The sequence below is a fragment of the Sphingopyxis sp. GC21 genome (assembly GCF_025727575.1).
GTDB lineage: Bacteria > Pseudomonadota > Alphaproteobacteria > Sphingomonadales > Sphingomonadaceae > Sphingopyxis > Sphingopyxis terrae_A.
The window spans coordinates 1,131,951-1,153,288 of record NZ_CP095845.1 but is presented as its reverse complement, the minus strand read 5'-3'; the positions used below and the strand labels follow the sequence as shown (position 1 = coordinate 1,153,288).

General features: G+C 65.5%; 17 protein-coding genes and 1 tRNA gene. 7 read left to right on the top strand and 11 right to left on the bottom strand.

Translation table 11 applies throughout. The features are described from left to right. Positions 1 to 4: 4 nt before the first annotated feature. Positions 5 to 1,651, bottom strand: coding sequence for a peptide MFS transporter (locus tag MU856_RS05475; RefSeq protein WP_062902315.1), 1,647 nt, complete (start codon positions 1,649 to 1,651; stop codon positions 5 to 7). Positions 1,652 to 1,817: 166 nt separating this feature from the next. Here MU856_RS05475 and MU856_RS05470 point away from each other — a divergent pair, with 166 nt between their 5' ends. The 3 genes from MU856_RS05470 (at position 1,818) to MU856_RS05460 (ending at position 4,524) form a co-directional block, all read left to right on the top strand. After that, complete coding sequence (locus MU856_RS05470) at positions 1,818 to 2,399, top strand: nitroreductase (protein ID WP_062902314.1); 582 nt, start codon at positions 1,818 to 1,820, stop codon at positions 2,397 to 2,399. 71 nt (positions 2,400 to 2,470) lie between these two features. Then, on the top strand, positions 2,471 to 2,818 hold the full coding sequence (locus MU856_RS05465; protein ID WP_003043532.1) for a GntR family transcriptional regulator: 348 nt from the start codon (positions 2,471 to 2,473) through the stop codon (positions 2,816 to 2,818). A gap of 110 nt (positions 2,819 to 2,928) precedes the next feature. Beyond that, entirely contained in the window at positions 2,929 to 4,524 is a 1,596-nt protein-coding gene (locus MU856_RS05460) for a peptide chain release factor 3 (RefSeq protein ID WP_263588538.1), read from the top strand. A 35-nt stretch (positions 4,525 to 4,559) separates the two neighbouring features. Here the strand turns inward: MU856_RS05460 and dinB are convergent, their stop codons facing one another. After that, on the bottom strand, positions 4,560 to 5,684 hold the full coding sequence (gene dinB, locus MU856_RS05455) for a DNA polymerase IV (protein ID WP_263588537.1): 1,125 nt from the start codon (positions 5,682 to 5,684) through the stop codon (positions 4,560 to 4,562). A 100-nt stretch (positions 5,685 to 5,784) separates the two neighbouring features. Here dinB and MU856_RS05450 point away from each other — a divergent pair. After that, positions 5,785 to 5,858: transfer RNA gene (locus tag MU856_RS05450), tRNA-Gly, on the top strand. A gap of 12 nt (positions 5,859 to 5,870) precedes the next feature. Here MU856_RS05450 and MU856_RS05445 read toward each other — a convergent pair. Genes MU856_RS05445 through MU856_RS05430 form a run of 4 tightly spaced genes read right to left on the bottom strand, consistent with a single transcriptional unit; the run spans position 5,871 to position 12,633 of the window. After that, a complete protein-coding gene (locus MU856_RS05445; protein ID WP_263588536.1) occupies positions 5,871 to 7,715 on the bottom strand; it encodes a tetratricopeptide repeat protein in 1,845 nt (614 codons plus the stop codon). Beyond that, positions 7,716 to 9,092: a PEP-CTERM-box response regulator transcription factor gene (gene prsR / locus MU856_RS05440; protein ID WP_217373355.1), complete on the bottom strand. Its 1,377-nt coding sequence runs from the start codon at positions 9,090 to 9,092 to the stop codon at positions 7,716 to 7,718. After that, entirely contained in the window at positions 9,089 to 11,242 is a 2,154-nt protein-coding gene (prsK, locus tag MU856_RS05435) for an XrtA/PEP-CTERM system histidine kinase PrsK (RefSeq protein WP_254535898.1), read from the bottom strand. The genes prsR and prsK overlap by 4 nt, the downstream gene beginning before the upstream one ends. Before the next feature lie 2 nt (positions 11,243 to 11,244). Then, positions 11,245 to 12,633, bottom strand: coding sequence for a TIGR03013 family XrtA/PEP-CTERM system glycosyltransferase (locus MU856_RS05430; protein ID WP_062902310.1), 1,389 nt, complete (start codon positions 12,631 to 12,633; stop codon positions 11,245 to 11,247). Between the two features lie 123 nt (positions 12,634 to 12,756). Here MU856_RS05430 and MU856_RS05425 point away from each other — a divergent pair, with 123 nt between their 5' ends. Continuing rightward, entirely contained in the window at positions 12,757 to 13,794 is a 1,038-nt protein-coding gene (locus MU856_RS05425; RefSeq protein WP_217373353.1) for a mannose-1-phosphate guanylyltransferase, read from the top strand. On the opposite strand, the gene MU856_RS05420 is transcribed toward MU856_RS05425, so the two are convergent. Beyond that, a complete protein-coding gene (locus MU856_RS05420; protein WP_217373352.1) occupies positions 13,791 to 15,119 on the bottom strand; it encodes an HD-GYP domain-containing protein in 1,329 nt (442 codons plus the stop codon). The two genes, MU856_RS05425 and MU856_RS05420, sit on opposite strands and share 4 nt — an antisense overlap. 108 nt (positions 15,120 to 15,227) lie before the next feature. After that, positions 15,228 to 16,616 carry a helix-turn-helix domain-containing protein gene (locus tag MU856_RS05415; RefSeq protein WP_062902307.1) on the bottom strand — a complete coding sequence of 463 codons (1,389 nt, stop codon included), beginning with the start codon at positions 16,614 to 16,616 and terminating at the stop codon, positions 15,228 to 15,230. Between the two features lie 137 nt (positions 16,617 to 16,753). On the opposite strand from MU856_RS05415, the gene MU856_RS05410 reads away from it, so the two are divergent. Together MU856_RS05410 and MU856_RS05405 are read left to right on the top strand one after the other, a co-directional pair. Then, positions 16,754 to 18,346: an isocitrate lyase gene (locus MU856_RS05410; RefSeq protein ID WP_062902306.1), complete on the top strand. Its 1,593-nt coding sequence runs from the start codon at positions 16,754 to 16,756 to the stop codon at positions 18,344 to 18,346. Positions 18,347 to 18,552: 206 nt separating this feature from the next. Then, positions 18,553 to 18,852 carry a hypothetical protein gene (locus MU856_RS05405; protein WP_003044268.1) on the top strand — a complete coding sequence of 100 codons (300 nt, stop codon included), beginning with the start codon at positions 18,553 to 18,555 and terminating at the stop codon, positions 18,850 to 18,852. Positions 18,853 to 18,956: 104 nt separating this feature from the next. Here MU856_RS05405 and MU856_RS05400 read toward each other — a convergent pair whose 3' ends face one another. From MU856_RS05400 to MU856_RS05390, 3 genes are all read right to left on the bottom strand, one after another. Then, positions 18,957 to 19,943, bottom strand: a complete 987-nt coding sequence (locus MU856_RS05400) for a TerC family protein (RefSeq protein WP_062766869.1) — start codon at positions 19,941 to 19,943, stop codon at positions 18,957 to 18,959. Between the two features lie 69 nt (positions 19,944 to 20,012). Further along, a complete protein-coding gene (locus MU856_RS05395; protein ID WP_234180278.1) occupies positions 20,013 to 20,195 on the bottom strand; it encodes a DUF465 domain-containing protein in 183 nt (60 codons plus the stop codon). 252 nt (positions 20,196 to 20,447) lie between these two features. Then, positions 20,448 to 21,272: a helix-turn-helix domain-containing protein gene (locus tag MU856_RS05390; RefSeq protein WP_263588535.1), complete on the bottom strand. Its 825-nt coding sequence runs from the start codon at positions 21,270 to 21,272 to the stop codon at positions 20,448 to 20,450. Between the last annotated feature and the right edge of the window lie 66 nt (positions 21,273 to 21,338).

The following is a 21,338-nucleotide window of genomic DNA, read 5'->3' as shown; positions in this document are numbered from 1 at the left end:
GTGCTTATGCCCCCTTCGGTTCGGGATGCGTCCCCGCCGCTTGCGGTTCGGCAAGTTCGCCAGCTCCGGCAACGCTGTCGTCGCGGTCGCGCAGCGTGTCGAGGTGCATCCACTTCTTCACGATAGGCGACAGCGCCAGCACGACGACGCTGACGCCGATCGTGATGATGCCGATTTCCTGATAGATGGCGAGCGTCGCCTCCTTGGTCATGTTGCCGCTTTCTCCGCCGGTCGCTTCCCCGATCTTGCCCGCGACGAAATTGCCGACCGCGGTCATGTAGAACCAGGCGCCCATGATGAGCGAGGCCATGAACGACGGCGCGAGGCGATTCATCGCGCTCAGCCCCACCGGCGACAGGCACAGCTCGCCGGTCGTGTGGAGAAGATAGAGCAGGAAGACGAACAGGACGGGCGTCGCGACTTCGGGTCCGACGCTGCTCGCGCCCCACACGAAGACGAGGAAGCCCGCCCCGACCTGCGCGAGCGCCAGCGCGAATTTCGCCGGCGCCGAGGGTTCGAGCCCGCGCTTGCCCAGCCACTGCCACAGCGCCGCAAAGACCGGCGCGAAGAGGATGATGTAGATGGGGTTGATCGACTGGAACACCGAAGCGGGAACGCCGCCCTTGTCGACATAGCGGTCGGTGTAGAGGTTGAAGCTGCCGCCGGCCTGTTCGAACAGACCCCAGAACAGCGGGTTGAGCGCGATCAGGAACAGAATGGCGAAAATGCGTTCGCGCGGTTCCTTCTCGAGCTTGAAGGCCTGGAACAGCACCCAGCCGAGCAGGCCGAGGCCCGAAATGACGAGCAACGTCTGGATCACGTCCTGATACTGGACGAGCGCCCACATCACGCCGACGGCGACAAGGCCGACGCCATAGATGCTCCACTCCTTGGATTTCGCGAGCGGTGCGGGTGCCTCGCCGGCGCCGAGCAGGACATTCTTGCCGAGCACGAAGACGATCAGGCCGGCGACCATGCCGATGCCGGCAAGACCGAAGCCATAGGCCCAGCCGATCTTCTGGCCGAGATAGCCGACGAGGATCGTGCCGAGCGCCGCGCCGACGTTAATCCCCATGTAGAAGATGGTGTAGGCCGCATCGCGGCGCATGTCGGTCAGGCGATAGAGCTGGCCGACCATCACCGAGATATTGGCCTTGAGGAAACCCGAGCCGACGATGATGAGCGCGAGCGCGAGCCAGAAGATGTTGATCGCGGGATCGGCCTGCTTCGTCGCGGCATCGGTGATGCCGTGATCGCCCTCGAAGGCCATGAACAAATGGCCGAAGGCGAGGAGCACACCGCCGAACAGCACCGCCTTGCGCTGCCCCAGATAGCGATCCGCAAGATATCCGCCGAGCACGGGGGTGATATAGACGAGCGCGGTATAGGCGCCGTAGATCAGGTTCGATTTGCCGTCCGAAAACAGCCAATGCTGCGTCAGGTAGAAGATCAGCAGCGCGCGCATGCCGTAGTAGGAGAAGCGTTCCCACATCTCGGCAAAGAACAGCATGTAGAGGCCCTTGGGATGGCCGGCGAATTCAGGTTTCTTGCTGGCGGCGACCAAAGCGCCGATGCTCAAAAAGACCCCCAGGATGACCAGCGCGATAACCGCGATCCAGTCCCCCTCGTCCCATAAGGCCATATTTTTCATCTATATGCGTCCCTTTTCCCGGATGGTTTTGCCGCGGACTTCTGCCGCGCGAATGGGGCAACCTAGCGCGAAAATTGCGTATGGGAAGAATCTAATTGCGCATGAAACCAAAGCGCCCGACGCGGCGGGGTTGCGCGGATGCGGGCGAGACGCCACATGGCGCGCGATGTTCAACGACACCTCTTCGCTGAAAAGCCACCTCGCCACGCGCCGCTCGGGCAAGGCGCGCGACATGGTCGCCCCTGGGCCCGACGCGGACGAATTGCGCGCGATCATCGAACTCGCGCTGCGCACGCCCGATCATGGCAAGCTCGCCCCCTGGCGCATCATCACGATCGCGCCCGAACAGCGCGATGCCTTTGCCGCGCTGCTCAAGCAGGCATGGGTTGCCGAAAATCCCGGCGCGGCCGGCATGGATCTCTCTGCGCTCGACCAGTTTGCGCATCAGGCGCCGACGCTGCTGCTCCTCGTCTCGGCGCCCGTCGCGGGCAGCAAGATCCCGCTGTGGGAACAGCAGATGTCGGCGGGAGCAGTCGGCATGAACCTGCTCCACGCCGCGCACGCCCACGGCTATGTCGGCAGCTGGCTCACCGGCTGGGCGGCGTTCAGCCCGAACGTCGGCGCCGCATTCGGGCTGCGCGAAGGCGACGCGATCGTCGGCTATTTCTTTATCGGCACCCCCTGCGCCGACCTGTCGGAACGCCCGCGTCCAGATTATGACGAAATCGTCAGCGCCTGGGACATTTAGTGTCGCCTAATATCAGCAGAAACTAATTTTCTTCAATTGACTGTGCTGCTGTCTTATGGCATTAAGGCGGCATGCTCGATCAGACCAAACCCGTTTATCAACGGCTTCGTGACGTGATCGCCAATGCGATTCTCGACGGCACCTTTCGCGACGGCGACATGCTCCCGTCGGTCCGGTCGCTCGCTGCCGAGGAAGGCGCCAACCCGCTGACCGTCGCCAAAGCCTATCAGACCTTTCAGGACGAAGGTCTGGTCACGGTAAAGCGCGGGGTCGGCATGTTCGTCGCCGAGGGTGCAACCGATCGCCTGCGCACGCTGATGCGCGAAGATTTCCTGACCAACGTCTGGCCGCCGGTCGCCGAGCAGATGCGCCGCATCGGCCTCGACGCGCGGACGCTGCTCGACCTCACCGACGCCTGATCGTCATTCCCGAACGCGACGAGCGGGGCCGCTGCGCCGCTGCTGCGGGAAGACACGATGCTGCGTCAGCCCTTTCCACTGACGCCGCCACCTGCTAGGCGCCCGGCGCCATGTCCCAGAACCACCCAGACCGCCGCACCTTCGCCATCATCTCGCACCCCGACGCGGGCAAGACGACGCTGACCGAAAAGCTGCTCGTTGCGGGCGGCGCCATCCATATGGCGGGCGAGGTCAAGGCACGCGGACAGGCGCGGCGCGCCCGCTCCGACTGGATGAAGATCGAACAGCAGCGCGGCATTTCGGTGACCTCGTCGGTGATGACCTTCGAACATCAGGGCCTTGTCTTCAACCTGCTCGACACGCCGGGGCACGAGGATTTCAGCGAGGACACCTATCGCACGCTCACCGCGGTCGATAGCGCGGTGATGGTGATCGACGCCGCCAAGGGGATCGAACCGCAGACGCTCAAGCTGTTCGAGGTGTGCCGCCTGCGCTCGGTGCCGATCATCACCTTCATCAACAAGGTCGACCGCGAAGGCCAGTCGCCCTTCGAACTGCTCGACGAGGTCGCCGACCGGCTGGCGCTCGACGTCTGTCCGATGAACTGGCCGGTCGGGATGGGCGGCACCTTCTCGGGCCTCTATGATCTGGTCGAACCGTCGCTCGCGGTCCCCGGTAAGGAAGCCTCGCGGGCGTTCGAGGGCGAACGGATCGCGCTCACCGGCCATGACGATCCGAAGCTGGCGGCGGCGGTCGATTCGCGTGCGCTCGATCAGTTCAACGAAGAAATCGAGCTCGCCTCCGCGGGCTATGCGTCCTTCGACGTTGACGCCTATCGGAACGGCGACCTCACCCCCGTCTATTTCGGCTCCGCGCTCAAGGAATTCGGCGTCGTCGATCTGCTCGCCGGGCTCGCGGCGCATGCGCCGGGACCGCAGCCGCAGCCTGCCGAACCCGCGCCGGTACGCCCCGACGACGATGCCGTCACCGGCTTCGTCTTCAAGGTACAGGCGAATATGAACCCCGCGCACCGCGACCGCATCGCCTTCATGCGCCTGTGTTCGGGCAAGTTCGAGCGCGGGATGCGACTGACGCAGGGCGGCACCGGCAAGGCGATCGCGATCAGCCGCCCGATGCTTTTCCTCGCGCAGGACCGCGAAATGGCCGAAGAAGCCTGGCCCGGCGACATCATCGGCATCCCCAACCACGGAACGCTGCGCGTCGGCGACACCCTCTCCGAACGCAGCGACGTGATGATCACCGGCCTGCCGAACTTCGCCCCCGAAATCCTACGCCGCGTCGCGCTCGTCGATCCGACCAAGACCAAACAGCTCCGCAAGGCGCTCGACGACATGGCCGAAGAAGGGATCATCCAGGTCTTCTATCCGGCGATCGGGGCCAACATGATCGTGGGCGTCGTCGGCCAGCTCCAGCTCGACGTGCTGATCAGTCGGCTCGAGGCCGAATATAAGGTCGAGGCAAAGCTCGAGGCCAGCCCGTGGGATACCGCGCGCTGGATCGCCAGCGATGACGCCGCCGCGCTCAAGCAGTTCCAGGCCGACAATCGCGGCGCCGCCGCCACCGACCGTGACGGCGCGCCGGTCTTCATGGCCAAGGATGCGTGGGAAGTCGGCTATGTGACGCAGCGCAACCCGTCAATCCGCTTCACCGCGACCAAGGAACGGGTGTTCGCACCGGCCCAATAATCTCGCCGCCCCCGCGAAGGCTGGGGCGACCTACATCAGAGCAGGCTCAGCAAATCTGCGGGCGCAGCGGCCGCGTCGCTCTCCTCTTCCTCGCCCTCGAACTTGCTCAGCGTCACGCCGAGCAGCCGGATCCCCTGCTCGACCGGCAGCAAGGGGGCAAGGATCGCCTCCCCCGCCGCGAGCAACGCCGCCCCGTCGGCGATCGGCGCTGCCACCGACTTTGCGCGCGTGATCGTGCGGAAGTCGGCATAGCGCAGCTTCAGCGTCACCGTCCGCCCGCGCGCGCGCTTCTTCGCCGCCCGGTCCCATACCACGGTGCAGACATGGGCGAGCGCCTCGCGAATTTCGGTGTCGCTGACCAGATCGTTGAAGAAGGTCCGCTCGCCGCCGAGGGACTTGAGCGGCCGGTTCGACCGGACGCGGCGATGGTCCACCCCGCGCGCCAGGTTATAGAGCCATTCGGCGCTATTGCCGAAATGCGCCGCCAGCCACGCGCGGTCCTGCGCCGCCAGATCGGCGCCCGAAAAGATGCCGAGCCCCTCCATCTTCGCGGCGGTCACGGGGCCGATGCCATGAAACCGCCGGATCGACAGCGTCTGGACGAACGTCGCGCCTTTCCCCGGCGGAATCACCGTCATCCCGCCGGGCTTGTTCTGATCCGATGCCAGCTTGGCGATGAACTTGTTGTACGACACGCCGGCCGACGCGGTCAGGCCGGTTTCGGCGCGGATGCGTTCCCGGATCAGCCGCGCGGTCGCCGTCGCGCTGCCCAGTTCCGCCTTGTCGCGCGTCACGTCGAGATAGGCTTCGTCGAGCGACAACGGTTCGACATCGTCGGCGTAGTCGTGAAAGATTGCGCGGATCTGATGCGATATTGCGCGATAGGCGTCGAACCGCGGCGGCACGAAAATCAGCTCGGGACACTGGCGCTTCGCGGTGATGCTCGGCATCGCCGACCGGACGCCGAATTTGCGCGCTTCATAGGATGCGGCGGCGACCACCCCGCGCCGCGAAGATCCGCCGACCGCGACGGGCTTGCCGCGCAGCGCCGGATCATCGCGCTGCTCGACCGAGGCGTAAAAGGCGTCCATGTCGACATGGATGATTTTGCGAACCGGCGCCTCGCCGCCGTCCGCTTCACTGTCGCCGGTCTCGCTCACACGCCGATTCCTAGCATGTTGCCACGATGTTCTCAATCACCGCTGCGCGTTCCGCTTGACGACCCCGCCCCAAACTGGCAATCGCGCGCACCTTGGCGAAGCGGGTATAGCATAGTGGTAATGCTCTAGCCTTCCAAGCTAGCTAGGCGGGTTCGATTCCCGCTACCCGCTCCAACTTCCCCTGCATCACCGCCCGATCTGATCGGCCTTGTCGCGCAGGTCGGCTGCCGCCTGATCCTTCCCCCGCCGTTCGAGAAGATCGGCATAGAGCCGCATGATGTCGGCGTTCAGCGGCTGCAGGCGATAGGCGAGCGCGATCATCGGCAGTGCGCGGGCGTCGTCGCCCTTTGCGGCCCAGGCGCGCGCCAGTTCGCGCAGGATGACCACGTCGCGGTTGCCGATCCGTTGCCGCACCCGGTCAAAATGGGCGATCGCCTGATCCCAATGCCGCAAGTCCATCGCCAGATGCCCCGCCAGCCGTTCGGCGGCGAGGCTCGATGGCTGGCGATTGCGCAGCGCGAGGATCGCCGCGCCCGATCCCGCCGGATCGCCCGAGCGATAGAGCGCGTTGGCGAGCCGCAGCGTCGTGCGCTCCCCCGCGTCGAGGTCGCGCGCGGCACGATAGGCGGCGATGGCAAGATCATAGCGCTCGCCCGCCAGCGCCGCGTCGCCGAGCAGGATATGCGCGTCGGCGACGCCGCGATTGGCGTCGCGCAGCCGCGTCGCGCGCGCGATGGCCCGGGCATATTGGCCGCTTGCCATGTCGGCCGCGATCGCCGGGATCGCCTTTGCCGGATCGAGCGGGGCGGCATCGGCCGCCATCGCGACCAGGCCATAGTCGTTATCGACCGCAAAGGGTCCAGCCTCGCCGCGCGCCAGGCTGGCGGCGCGCGCCTGATAATCCGCAGATACGCCGCCTCGGCCTTCTTCGGCAGCGACGCGTGCAGCAAGCAGCAGCGACCAGCTATCGGCATCGCCGCGATCGACGATCGGTTGCAGCGCCGCCATCGCGCCGTCGTCGTCGCCATCGGCCCAGTTCGCCGCGGCCAGCACGCGCCGCGCGGTGAAATTGTCGGGCTGTTCGGCAAGCAGCCGCTCGGCCCAGCTCGCGCCGACTGCCTCGCCGCCCAGTTGCAGCTCAACGATGGCGCTTAGCAGCATGAAGCCCGGTTCGTCGTCCATCTGCCCGCGTGTGCGCTGGAGCAGGCTGCGCGCGAGCTGATAATCGTCGGCGCGCGCCGCGAGCACTGCCTGCAGATAATAGATCCGCGGATCGCCGGGGATCAGCGTCGCGGCGTGGCGCAACGCGACCAGCATGTCGCGATAGCGGCCGATATCGCCGAGCGTCGCGGCCTGATCGATCAGCGCCCCGGCATTGTCGGGATCGGCGGCGAGCGCCGCGTCGTACCAGCGCAGCGATGCGCGCAGCCCCTCCTCGGTGCGGACGAGATTGGCCTTGAGTGCCAGCGCTGCGCTGTTCGTTCCATCGAGTTCGATCGCATAGTCGGCCGCATCGCGGGCGCCCTTGATATCGGCATTGGCATTGCGGAAGCGCGCGACATCGACCCACAGCATTGAATCGCGGGGCAGTTCGCGCACCGCGCGGTCATAGGCGTCGCGCGCCGACGCAAGGTCGCCATTGTCCAGATGGACGTTGCCCGCGACCCACGCCGCCTCGCCCATCATTTCGGGTGCGATCGGACCGCCGTCGAGTTCCTCGAAGGCGCGGCGGCCGTCGCCCTGCATCGCATAGGCGCGCGCGAGCAGCGGGCGCAGCACGGCGCGATTGCCGCCCGCATCGATCGTCGCCTTGACCGCGGCCTCGGCCGCCACTCCGTCGCCGAGCCGGAACAATATGCGGATCAGCCGGATGCGCGGTTCGAACGATTGCGGATCGTCAGCGACCGCCCGTTGCAGTTCGGCGCGGCGCTCCTGCAGGTCGGTGCGCGAACCCGGCGGCTGCGGCGCGGCGCAGCCGGCGAGCGCCGACGCCGCGACCAGCACGGCCAGCCAAGGCCCGCGCCATGCCATTCAGGCCTGAATCCGATATTGCTTGAGCAGGTCGTAAAGCGTGGGGCGACTGATCCCGAGCAATTTGGAGGCAAGCGAGATATTCCCCTCGCTTTGCGTCATCGCGCGGCGGATCGCCACGCGGTCGGCGGCTTCGCGCGCGCTGCGCAGATTGAGGTGGCTTTCCCCGGGCTCGTCGCCGCGCCCCGCAATGTCGAGATCGTCCTTCGTCACCAGCTTGCCGTCGGCCATGATGACCGCGCGCTTGATCCGGTTTTCCAGCTCGCGCACATTGCCCGGCCAGCGGGCCGCATCGATCGCCTGCAACGCATCGGGTGCAAAGCCGCGCACCGCCGGGTTCATTTCGGGCGCATATTTATGCAGGAAATGCCGTGCGAGCAGCACCGCGTCGCCCGGCCGTTCGGCGAGCGCGGGGATCTTCACCACCATTTCGGCGAGCCGGTAATAAAGGTCATCGCGGAAGGCACCTTGGGCGATCATCGCGTCGAGGTCGCGGTGCGTTGCACAGACGATGCGCGTATCAACCGCGATCGGCTTGCGGCCGCCGATGCGCTCGATCGTGCGTTCCTGCAGGAAACGCAGCAGCTTCACCTGCAGCGGGAGCGGAATGTCGCCGACTTCGTCGAGGAACAGCGTGCCGCCGTGCGCCAGCTCGATCTTGCCCTCGGTGGTCTTGACCGCGCCGGTGAACGCGCCCTTTTCATGCCCGAACAATTCGCTTTCGAGCAGATTTTCGGGGATGGCGGCGCAGTTGATCGCGACGAAAGCGCCGTCCCGCCGCCCGCTCGCCTCGTGCAGCCCGCGCGCGAGCAATTCCTTGCCCGTGCCGCTGGCGCCGAGTAGCATCACCGACACGTCGAGGTTGGCGACGCGCTCGATCGTGCGCGCAACCTTCTGCATTTCGGGGGCGCCGGTAATCATGCCGCCGAGGACGCGGTTGTCGCCCGTCCCTGCCTCGGCAAGCCGCGCATTTTCGACCTCGAGCGCGCGGACGTGAAAGGCGCGGCGGACGATCAGGCCCAGTTCGTCGATGTCGATCGGTTTCTGATAAAAATCCCAAGCCCCGCTTGCGATAGCGGCAAGGGCGCTGGAGCGCTCGCCATGCCCCGAAACGACGATCACCTTGGTATCGGGCTTCAGCTCGAGGATCGCCTGCAGGATGCGGAAGCCCTCGCGCGTTCCGTCGGGATCGGGCGGCAGGCCGAGGTCGAGCGTGACCACCGAAGGTTCTTCCGCGCGCAGCAGGTCGATCGCGCTGTCGTGGTCGCCCGCGACCAGCACCTCATAATCTTCATAGGCCCATTTGAGCTGCGTCTGCAGCCCCGGATCGTCCTCGACGACCAGCAGTTTCGGGCGGGGCGCGCCGGTGTCGCTCATTGATTTACTGCTTTCCTGTCGTCCTGATCGTCATTCACCGCGTCGCGCCCGTCGGCGAGCGGCAGCCACAGCGAAAAATCGCTGCCCTTGCCCGGCTCGCTCGTCACCTCGATCCGCCCGCCCATCGCCTGCGCCAGCCCCATCGCCTCGAACGCCCCCAGCCCGAAGCCGCCATCCTTGGTCGACACAAAGGGTTTGAACAGTTCGTCGCGGATGAAGGCGCGCGTCATGCCGCTGCCCTGGTCGATGACATCGATCCGCACCCGGCCCTGTTCGGCGACTGCGATCAGTTGCACTGACGTATCGGACGGCGAGGCGTCGATGGCATTGGTGACGAGATGCTGGACGATCTGCCGGATCGACGCCGCATCGCCCCACGCCGTCAGCCCCGCCTGACACCCGACGAACAGCGCGCGGCGCGCGCGCACTTCGGCTGCGACGTCGTTTAGCACCGGCTCGATCAGGACGCGTCCGCGCTCGCCCGCGGGTCCGCGGCCGCGCGGCGACAGTCGTTCGAGCAGATCGGACAGGCGCCCCGCCGAAATGCGCAGCGTCTCGATCATGTCGGCACGAAACTCCGGCTTGTCGGCATGGCGCTCGGCATTGCGCGCGAGCAGCGACAATTGGCTCGCCAGATTCTTGATGTCGTGCATGATGAAGGCGAAGCGGCGGTTGAATTCGTCGAAGCGCTTGGCTTCCGACAGCGCCTGCTGCCCCTGCGCTTCGGCCAGATAGCTCGCCGCCTGCTGGCCCGCGATGCGCAGCACGTCGAGATCCTCCCAGTCGAGCGCGCGCGACACCGGCGGGCGGTGGAGCACCACGACCGCAATCATTCGCTGGAAATGCAGCACGGGCACCACCACCCACGCCCGCGGGTCGGAGAGCAGCCAGTCGGGAATCGCCAGATCCTCAGCCCCCTGCCGCTTGCCCGCGCGTTCGGCGTCGAGATCGACGATGTGCCGCGTTTCCTGAAGCATATAGGCCGATCGCGGCGACAGCGACGCATCGCCCTGCCCCTCGCCCTCGCCCGCGTCGGTCCAGCGCCACCGGTCGGCGGCCCGAAAGCCGCCCTGCCCGTCGGGTACCAGCAGCAGCGCGCCAGGACTGCCGGTCAGCTCGGCGAGCGCCTTGGCGACACGGCGGTGGAGATCGCCCCCATCCTCGCCCCCCTCCACGCCATCGCCCGCGCGTTCACCGAACTGGCCCAGCGTCGCGGTGAAGCGCAGCCATTCGGCGCGGTAATCATAGCGGTGCTCGAAGAAATGCTTGGAGATCATCACCGACAGCCAGGCACGCGTCGGCGCCGACAGCAGCAGCAGCCCGCCGATACCCAGCGCCGCGATCAGGAAGATCCCCTGCGCCGCCTCTCCATAATCGCCGCCGATCAGCCGCGTGACCGCCCCGACGACGCCGATCAGCACCAGATAGGCGGCCGCCGCAAGCAGCAGCATCCCCCGTGCCGCGACGCTGCGCGACAGGCGGATACGCTCGCGCCCGACGTCCATCGCGGCGAGCACGAACAGCGGCAGGATCAACAGCGCGACCGCGGGAAGCAGCGCGATCAGCGTCGTCGCGCGGGTGCCGGTCAGCGCCCCGATGAATTGGATATTGAGCTCATAGGTCCACAGCATCGCGAAGCCGCCGGCGATTGCCAGCACCGGGGTGCGGATCGCGGCGCTCGCGCGGCGCACGCCGCCATCGACGACGATCAACCCGCCCGTCGCGACGATCATCGCCGAAATCGCAAGCGTCGGCGCCGCCCAGGATTCAGCCGCATCGCCGCCCTGCCAGATCGACAGCGCGCCGATACCGAACATCAGGAAACAGATGGTCAGCAGCAGTCGCTGAACCAGCCGCAACGGCCGCCCCATCGGCGCCGCCGCACTCCAGAAACTGGCGCCGAGCCATAGCAGGATCGCCGCATCGCGCAGCGGTTGCACGACGAGCGCGGCCGCACTGTCCGGCCCCGCGAGCCACAAGGCGCCGCACCACACGGCCATCGCCGCCGCCGCCGCAATCGTGGCGCGCGGTGCGGTGAGCAAGGCCGCCATGCGCGCGCGCGGCCGCACGAGCAGCCAGATCGCGGCGCCCGAAAAGCCCAAGGTTCCAAGCCCGGCGAGCAAATGCGTAAGGCCGGCGAGAAGCGTCATCGTCAGCGCGCGCCCTCCGGCCACAGCACGACGCGCACCGTCTGGAGCAGGATCAGAAGATCGAGGAAGGGCGAATAATTCTTTGCATAATAAAGATCATATTCCAGCTTCACCCGCGCATCCTCGACCGACGCGCCATAGGGATAGTTGATCTGCGCCCAGCCGGTCAGGCCGGGCTTCACCATATGGCGTTCGGCATAATAGGGCAGCTGGCGTTCGAGTTCGTCGACGAAGCTCGGCCGTTCGGGGCGCGGGCCAACGAAGCTCATCTCGCCTTTCAGCACGCACCAGAGCTGCGGCAGTTCGTCGATGCGCAGCTTGCGGATGATGTGGCCGACGCGCGTGATGCGGGGGTCGTTTTCCGCCGCCCACACCGCCTTGCCCGCCGCTTCGGCATCGGTGCGCATCGAACGGATCTTCAAGATATTATAAGGTTCGCCGAACAAACCGACGCGCGGCTGGCGATAGAGGACCGGCCCCTTGCTATCGAGTTTCACGGCAAGCGCCGCGATCAGCGCGAGCGGCAGGCCGATCACCAGCACGATCAGGCTGGCAACGATATCGAACAGCCGTTTGCCGACCTTGGAGATGCGTTGCCCCGCCGAAAAACCGTCGGAAAAGATCAGAACGCTGGGGTTTGTCGTCGCCAGATCGACGCGGCCCGTTTCGCGTTCGATGAAGCTGGCGATGTCGTTGACATGCACGCCGGTGGTCTTGACGCGCAGCAGATCGGCGAGCGGCAGCGCATTGCGCCGCTCCTCCATCGCGAGCACGACCTCGCCCGCGCGCAGCGCAACGACATGGTCGGACAGGTTGGCGATCGCTTCGCGTGGGACCGCCTCGGCAATCGTGCGCTCGTTCCCGGTCATCGCAACGAAGCCGACGACGTCGATGCCGCTTCCCGGCGCCTCGGCCAGCGCGCGCAGCCGCGCCGCGCGCGCGCCGGCGCCCAGCACGAGGATGCGCCGCTTGAACGCATCGGCGCCCGCACTTTGCGTCAGTGCCAGCCGGATGAGAAACAGCGCCGCGATCGCCAATCCCATCGCGTAAAAGCTGTTGACGCGCCACAGCGTCGCGGTCGGCAGAAGAAAGCCGACCACCGAAAGGAAAATGACGCCCAGCGACACTGCGGCGAGCAGGCGCGCCGTCGCGAATTTCATCGATCGCAGCGCTTCGGCGCCATACATGCCGGTCGCCATCATCGCGAGCGAATTGGCGACGGCAAAGGTGGTGAGCGGCAACCAGCGATCGCTGAAGTCACCGGCATCGAAGCCGGCGATATGCGCATAAAGCGCCCACGCCGCATTGGCAGACGCAAACAGCGCCGCAAATTCCAGCAGCGCGAGCCAGACGACCGCGTGCGGGACATAATGTTTGAACAAACGGAACATGTTGCGCCTGGCCCTTTCGGGCTGACATCCTAAGGTCGAGGCGTGAAGTGTCGGTTAATTTTACACTCGCGCCGGACCCTATTCGGGGATGACCGCGCGACTGACAGAGGATAGAGCCAGGGGATGAGTACCGAAATTCAACCGATCATCCTGTGCGGCGGCGCGGGTACCCGTCTCTGGCCCGAATCGCGCGGTGATCGCGCCAAGCAATTCCTGCCGCTGACCGGCTCCGAAAGCCTGTTCCGGCAGACCGTCGCCCGCACCCCAGCCGGGGCGCATTTCACGCCGCCCGTGATCCTGTGCGGGACAGGCCATGTCGCGACCGTGCGCGACCAGATGGGCGATCATGAGGCCGCGCTGCTCGTCGAACCGATGCCGCGCAACACCGCCGCCGCCATCGCGCTTGCGGTGGCGCGCGCCGACGCCGACAGCTTGCTGCTCGTCATGCCCAGCGACCATATCATCGCCGACGTTTCCGCCTTCCACGCCGCCATCGCCAAGGGCGCGCATCTGGCGCAGCAGGACTGGCTCGTCACCTTCGGCATCGCCCCCGACCGCCCCGAAACCGGCTTCGGCTATATCGCCAGCGGCGCCGCGCTCGGCGACGATGGTTTCGCGGTCGCCCGCTTCGTGGAAAAGCCGCCCCTGGCCGAGGCCGAACATATGCTGGCTGCAGGCGGTTATAGCTGGAACGCGGGCATTTTCCTGTTTCGCGCTGGCCGCATGCGCGATGCGATGCTCACCCATTGCCGCGCGATCTTCGAAGCCGCCGACCGCGCCGTCGCCGCGGGCCGATATGACGGCGACGCGCTCTATGCCGACGCCGACGCCTTTGCCGCCGCGCCCTCCGATTCGATCGACTATGCGGTGATGGAAAAGGACGACCGCGTCGCCGTCGTTCCCGTGGCGATGGGCTGGTCGGATCTCGGAAGTTGGCAGGCCGTCCACGCTCTGGCTGGCGGCAAGGATGCCGACGGCAATGCGGTCAGCGGCGACGCGTTCCTGCACGACAGTCACGGCAATCTTGTCCGTGCCGGCGGCAAGCGCGTGTCGCTCGTCGGGATGGAAGGCGTCGCGGTCATCGTCGACGGCGACGACATTCTCGTCATGCCGCTCGACCGCTCGCAGGACGTCCGTGCCGCGGCCAAGGCACGCGGTTAGGGCGCGAGGCGCGCGCCATTCTCCTCCGCGGGCAGGAAATCGACCTGCGCTGCCAATATCCGCTGGCGCATCGCGTCCCAGTCGGCGAAGCGCCAGAAGGTCGGGCTGTCGCGTCCGACAATACGCGGATTATCTGCCGATGGCCCGATGGCGCGGTCGTGGAACGCGATCTCGGTCAGCGTCTCGCAGTCGAAGAAGATGCGCACCATGACATCCTCAGCATAGTCGCCCGCGCTGCCCGTCACGACGCCCAGTTCGCCGCACGACAGCCGCACCAGCGTCCCGACCGGATAAATGCCCAGGCTGTCGGCGAATTGTTCGAGCAGACGGCTATCGAAATGCCCGTGCCATTGCTGCATTTCGGTCAGCGCCTCGCACGGCGTCCACGGATCCTTGTAGGGACGCTCCGACGTCACCGCGTCATAGACGTCGCAGATGGCACCCATCCGCGCGAACAGCGACAATGCCTCGCCCGACAGGCCATCGGGATAGCCGGCGCCATCGACCTTCTCATGGTGCCGCAGGCAGACTTCGAGCGCCGCCTCGGGAACATCCTTCGAATTGGCGAGCAATTGGTGGCCAGCCGCCGGATGCCCGCGCACCGAATCGCGCTCAAGATCCGACAGCGCCCCCGACTTGGTCAAAATGTCGTCCGAAATCGCAATCTTGCCGACATCGTGAAGCAGTCCGGCGACGCCCAGATCCTGCACGACGCGCTCATCGAGTTCCAGATGCCGCGCGAAATTCATCATCAGCGCGCACACCGCCACCGAATGGAGATAGGTATATTGGTCCTTTTCCTTCAGGCGGACGAGATTGATCAGCGCCTTGGGATCGCGTTCGATCGACGCGCCGATCGATTTGGCGAGCGGCACCATCCGCCGGGCCTCGACCGCGCGGCCCAGCCGAGCCGTCTCGAACATTTCGCTGACCGCTTCGCGCGACCGTTCGATGGCGCGGCGCGCGCGGCGACATTCGGCGGCATAGCCCTTGCGCTGGCGCGGTTCGTCGCGCGGCGGCGGAGGCGGGGGCACCATGGGCTCGGGCCAGGCGATCGGCCGTGCCGCGGCGCGCGATGGCTGGGGACGCGCAGGAAGTTTCGCCGCGACCGACTCGGGCCACGGCGCGTCTGTCGCTTCATCGATGTCGCTGCGGCTCTTGTCGATGATCAGCGCGTCGATTGCGGAGGCGCGGATACGCAGCAATTGTTCCATCGTTTCGACGCGAAAATGCCGACGCCAAAATGGGTGATCGAACCACGAGCCTTCAAAGCCGTGGACGAACATCCCGATCTGAGCCTCTTCGGGCTTTATCCGAACCAACATAACGCGCGGTCCCAACAGGTCCTTGGCATCCCCCCGATGCCAACCTCCGGCGCTACATAGACTTTCTTAAAAGCGGGTATATGCGCTGCCCCGTTTTGGGACGGAAACTCAATCGCCCGCGAAATCGAAGGCGCTCACGCCGCGTTCGCCATCGCGAAAGCGCAGCGGGCGACCGATCGGCGGCGCCGATCGCTGGACGCAGCCGGTCCGCGTGCAGCGACGACAACCAAGGCCGATCGGCGTCGCGGCGCTGCGCATCAGGTCCAGACCGCGCGCGGCGATCAGCGGCGCCGCAACCTTGGCATCGACGCCGACGCACACCGCGAACCGCGCCGGCGTCCCGCCCCCCGTCGCGCCGGGCGCCGCCACGTTGCGGCTCTGCGTGAACCAGCGCGATCCGTCTTCCAGTTCGACGAGATCGGCGACCACTTCGCCGGGGCGCGCGAACGCTTCGTGGACGCCCCACAAGGGACAGCGCGCATCGCCGTCGACGAGCGGCGACTGGCTCGCGCCGGCATAGCGCTTGCTCCCCTGCCCCGCGCGGTCGATGCGCAGCATGAAGAAGGGCAGCCCGCGCGCACCCACGCGCTGCAGCGTCGTCAACCGATGCGCCACCTGCTCGAAGCTCGCCCCGAAGCGGCGCTGCAGCAACAGCAGATCGTAACCCGTCGCATCACAGGCGCGCAGGAAGCGGCCATAGGGCATCATCAGCGCGCTCGCGAAATATTGGATCAGGTGCCGCTCGAACAGCCGCGCCGCTGCCGCTTCGGCAAATTCCGCGCCGGCAATCAGCGCATCGATCTCGTCCTTCGCCTCGATCTGCGCCAGCGTCGCCGCCGCCTGAAAGGTCCGGCTTGCCGGGCGCAGCAGTTCGTTCAGCATCAATTGCCGCGCATGCCAGTCGAGCCAGCGGAGCCGGTCGGGCATGACATCGGCGGGCAGGATGCGGATGCCGAGCTGGTGGCGCGTACGCAGCCGCTCCGAAATCGTGCCGTAAAGGTCACCGCCCGCAAGGCGCAATTCATCGGCCAGTTCCTCGGCGCGAGCGTCGAGGTCGGGGAAATGGTTGCGCCATTTCTCGATGGCGCGGCGCACCGCGGCCACTTCGGGGGCATCGCCCTCCACGTCCGCGCGCCCCTCTGGCGCCGCGTCGAACAGCCGTGCAAAGGCCGCGGCGGTCGTGGGCGCAGTCTGCAGCCATTCATCGACCTCCTGCGCGCCGATGCCGAGATCGGCGAAACGCGGATCGGCAAGCCGCCGCCGCAGGCCTGCAAGCCCGCCGAGCACGTCCTCGGCGCCCAATTTTGCGGCATCGAAGCCGAAACGCTCGGCCAGGCGCACGATCACCGTCGCCGACAACGGCCGCTGACCATGCTCGATCAGGTTGAGATAGCTCGGCGAAATATCGAGCGCCTCGGCCATCGCCGCCTGCGTCATCGCCGCTTCGCGCCGGACCTTGCGCACCGCCGGCCCTGCAAACACCCGCCGCTCCGCCATAATTGTAACTTTCTTTACTGATTTACATGCTGATTTACACCTGATGGCCATATTTCACAAATATTATTGACAAAGCTTTTCACTTTCGGCGGCACTTTCGCCACCATCCACCCATCACCTCTCACAAGGATATGACGATGGGTTATCAGGAAGACATGGCACAGGCTGGCCGCCTCATCCGCGACTATGATGGCACCTGGGACGGCATCAGCGGCGAGAGCGTCGCGCGCATGCGCGCCCAGAACAAGTTCCGCACCGGCCTCGACATCGCCCGCTACACCGCGCGGATCATGCGCGCCGATATGGCCGCCTATGACGCCGATCCCGCCAACTACACCCAGTCGCTCGGCTGCTGGCACGGCTTCATCGCGCAGCAGAAGATGATCTCGGTCAAGAAGCATTTCGGCACCACCAAGGGCCGCTACATCTATCTGTCGGGCTGGATGATTGCGGCGCTGCGCAGCGAATTCGGTCCGCTGCCCGACCAGTCGATGCACGAAAAGACCAGCGTCCCGGCGCTGATCGAGGAAATCTACACCTTCCTGCGTCAGGCCGACGCCCGCGAACTCGGCATGCTGTTCCGCGATCTCGACGCCGCGCGCGCCGAGGGCGACGAACTCAAGGCCAAGCAGGTTCAGGCCGCAATCGACAATTATGAAACGCATGTCGTGCCGATCATTGCCGACATCGACGCGGGCTTCGGCAATGCCGAGGCGACCTACCTGCTCGCCAAGAAGATGATCGAAGCCGGCGCCTGCGCGCTGCAGATCGAAAATCAGGTTTCGGACGAAAAGCAGTGCGGTCACCAGGACGGCAAGGTCACCGTGCCGCACGAAGACTTTATCGCGAAGATCCGCGCCTGCCGCTACGCCTTCATGGAACTCGGCGTCGAGGATGGGATCATCGTGACGCGCACCGACAGCCTCGGCGCGGGCCTGACCAAGCAGATCGCCTTCTCGAAGGAACCCGGCGACCTTGGCGACCGGTATAACAGCTTCCTCGACTGCGAAGAGGTCGAAGGCGCGGGCAACCCCGGCGACGTCCTGATCAACCGCGACGGCAAGCTGATGCGCCCGAAGCGCCTGCCCTCGAACCTTTATCAGTTCCGCCCCGGAACTGGCGAGGATCGCTGCGTTATGGACTGCATCGCCAGCCTTCAGAACGGCGCCGACCTGCTGTGGATCGAAACCGAAAAGCCGCACATCGAACAGATCGCCGGCATGGTCGATCGCATCCGCGAAGTCGTCCCCAATGCGAAACTCGCCTATAATAATTCGCCGAGCTTCAACTGGACGCTCAACTTCCGCCAGCAGGTGTTCGACAGCTGGCAGGCCGAAGGCAAGGACGTCAGCGCCTATGATCGCGCCAAGCTGATGAGCGCCGATTATGACGAGACGGAGCTGTCGATCGAAGCCGACAACCGCATCCGCACCTTCCAGCGCGACGCGGCGAAGCGGGCGGGCATCTTCCACCACCTCATCACGCTGCCGACCTATCACACTGCGGCGCTCAGCACCGACAATCTCGCCAAGGAATATTTCGGCGACGAAGCGATGCTCGGCTACGTCAAGGGCGTCCAGCGCAAGGAAATCCGCCAGGGCATCGCCTGCGTGAAGCATCAGAACATGTCGGGCAGCGACATCGGCGACGACCACAAGGAATATTTCGCCGGCGAAGCGGCTCTGAAGGCCGCGGGCAAGGACAATACGATGAACCAGTTCGCCGCCTGACCCAGTTTGGCGCGGGGGTTTTCGTTGCCCCCCGCGCCTTCCGAGCTTTCCTGGGGAGGAAAGCCTGCCCGCCGGACGTCGATCGATGTCCGGCGGGCATTTTTGCCTGGATACGGTGACTTACCCCATTGGCCTTGTATCCCGCCGATTTGCGTGCATTATGGGGGAAATAGAAAAATCCCTCTCCCCACAAACGGCATCTCCCCATGAACGATACCCGACTGAAACTGATGGAAGCTATCGCGCGCAAGCGAACCGTGACTGCGCGCTACAATGGCAATGTGATGCGCCTCGCGCCGCATCTGATGTTCGAACGCCACGGCGCGCTGTTCGTCAGCGCGCTCAACCTCGACAAGAATTGGCGTTCCGACGACGAGCGCCGGCTCGGCCATTTCAAGCTCGATGGACTGGCGCAGACCGAGCTGGTCGACGAAGGCTTCGACCCGCTCCCGGCCTTTGAGCCCGTGGCGCCGAAGGACGAAGACACGCTCGTCCTGTCGATCTAATCCGGTCCGCTGGCCGCTCCGGCATTTTCTGCTGGAGTTCCCATGCAGGCTGCAGTTCGGGCCGCCTCCACCCTGTCGGGAGGTAAAGACGGCCCGCACGCTTCCTATGTGGATGCCGATGCGTCGCCGTCCTTCGTCTTAACGAGCGACCAGAGCACGCCGCCGGCGATCAACGCGACCGTGACGCCCAGGCTGATCAGCGGCGGGAATTTGGCCCCGCCGAGCAGGAAGTCGGCGACGAAGATCTTCGACCCGATGAAGACGAGCACCAGCGCCAGCGCATATTTCAGATAGTGGAAACGGTGCACCATCGCGGCGAGCGCGAAATAGAGCGCGCGAAGACCGAGGATCGCCATGATGTTCGACGTATAGACGATGAAGGTGTCGGTCGTGATCGCGAAGATCGCCGGCACACTATCGACCGCGAACACGAGGTCGGCCAGATTGATGACCACCAGCGCCAGGAACAACGGCGTCGCGGCGAGCGCGAGCTTGCCGCTCTTCTTGTCGATCGTGCGGACGAAGAATTTTTCGCCGTGCAGGTCGGGCGTGATCGGAATGTGCCGTGACAGCCAGCGGACGACCGGATTGCCCGCAACGTCCATCGGCTTGTCGCTCGCGAACAGCATCTTGACGCCGGTGAAGACCAGAAAGGCGGCGAAGACATAGAGCAGCCATTCATATTCGGTAACCAGCGCCGCGCCGCCCGCGATCATGATCCCGCGCAGCACGATCACCGCGACGATGCCCCACAGCAGCGCGCGATACTGATAGCGCGCGGGGATGGCAAAAGTCGCGAAGATCAGCGAGATAACGAAGATATTGTCGATCGACAGCGCCTTCTCGATGAAGAAGCCCGTATAATATTGCAGGCCGGCCTCGCCGCCCTTCTCCGCCCAGATCCAGGCGCCGAAGGCCAGCGCGATGCCGATATAGAGCGCCGAGAGCTTCAGGCTCTCGCCGATCCCCATCTCCTTGTTCTCCTTGTGCAGGATGCCAAGGTCGAATGCGGTCAGCGCGACGACAAGGCCGATGAAGGCGGCCCAGAACCAGACCGGCGTGCCGAGCCAGTCGGAAAACAGAAATTCCATATGCGTCCGTCCCAAAAGAAGGGACGCGCCGCTCGCAAGCGACGCGCCCATATCATGGATTATCGATGGTTAGCGGCCGAAGGCCGGGCGCCGCGCGAGCATGGCAAGGCGATCCTTGACCGCCAGCTTCAGCTTCTTCAGCCGCAACAGGCGAAACGGATCGCCGCCACGCCGTCCGCGCTCGCGACGCACGGCGTCGTCGAGCTTGCGGTGCAGCACGGTCAATCGATAAATGTGGGTATTCATGGACATAAGGCGCCTCCTGATTGAGATTGCTCAAAAGCAGGTGACGCCGATGCCGGGCCCTTTGGTAGGGGGGAGGATGGGCCGCCAAGGCATCGGTGTCACCCGATGCGGTCCGACATCACGTGGCGGGAAATATCCCGCCGACGCCAGAGGGGCCCGGCCCGCACTTTTCAAATGTAGGATAGCGCCCCGCCGCTTGCAAGTCCTCCCGGGGACATTTGGGAGGACGCCTGCCGGCGGCGGGACGCTACGCGTCGATCACTCGACGCGATTGAAATGCGTGGTTTCCAGCTTTTGGCTATTGTCGCTCGACCAGACGATCGTTTCGGTCATCGATTTCAGATCCTTGGCGACGGTATAGACCCGCGTCGACACCCGGGTGCCTGCCTTTCCCAAAGTCATCACCAACGTGTCCGGTGCCGGCTGACGCAGGGCGACGGTGTCGATGAACCCCATATTGCCGGTGATCGGCACGGCGACGCCATCGAGCGCGGCGGTCGATTCCGAATATTTGACCGAGCCGTCGGGCGCGACGATTTCGACGCGCGTCGTCCACTTGCCGTCCTGCGCCGGCCGGAAGCTGATCGTCACCCGCCGGGGCCGTTCTTTTTCGGGCAACTGCGATGCGTCCAGCGACCAGCTTCCGACCAGCGGCAAGGAACGCGATGCCGTATCATGGGCGGCGTTCGATGAACCCGGCTGGTCATCGGACGGGGCGGCCGCAAACATCAATCCGGCGGCGGCCAGGGATATTGCAAAGAGCATGGCGATCAATCCTTTCGAACCGCGAACCCCGATGGTTGCGGTGTGCGCCAACGGCTCCACATCGGGGTGTCGTTTCGGAAGATCGATATTTTCGTCACAAGTTTTTTGGAGATCGAGAAGGCGCGCCAATTCGCGGCTGCTGCCGACCCCCGTCTTGCGGCGGGCGGAGCGCAGGCGCTCGTTGATCGAGGTTTCCGAACGCCCCAGACGCGCCGCGATGGTCTTGACGGTATGTCCCGCGACCAGCAGGCGCAAAACTTCCATTTCCCGGTCGGTCAGGCGTGCGGACAAGCCGGGAAATGGGTCATGCGCAGACATGGCTTTTGCTCACCACAGGGCCACCAACAGGTCCATCCCAATTTATTTGGGAAATGGCGCCGGGGC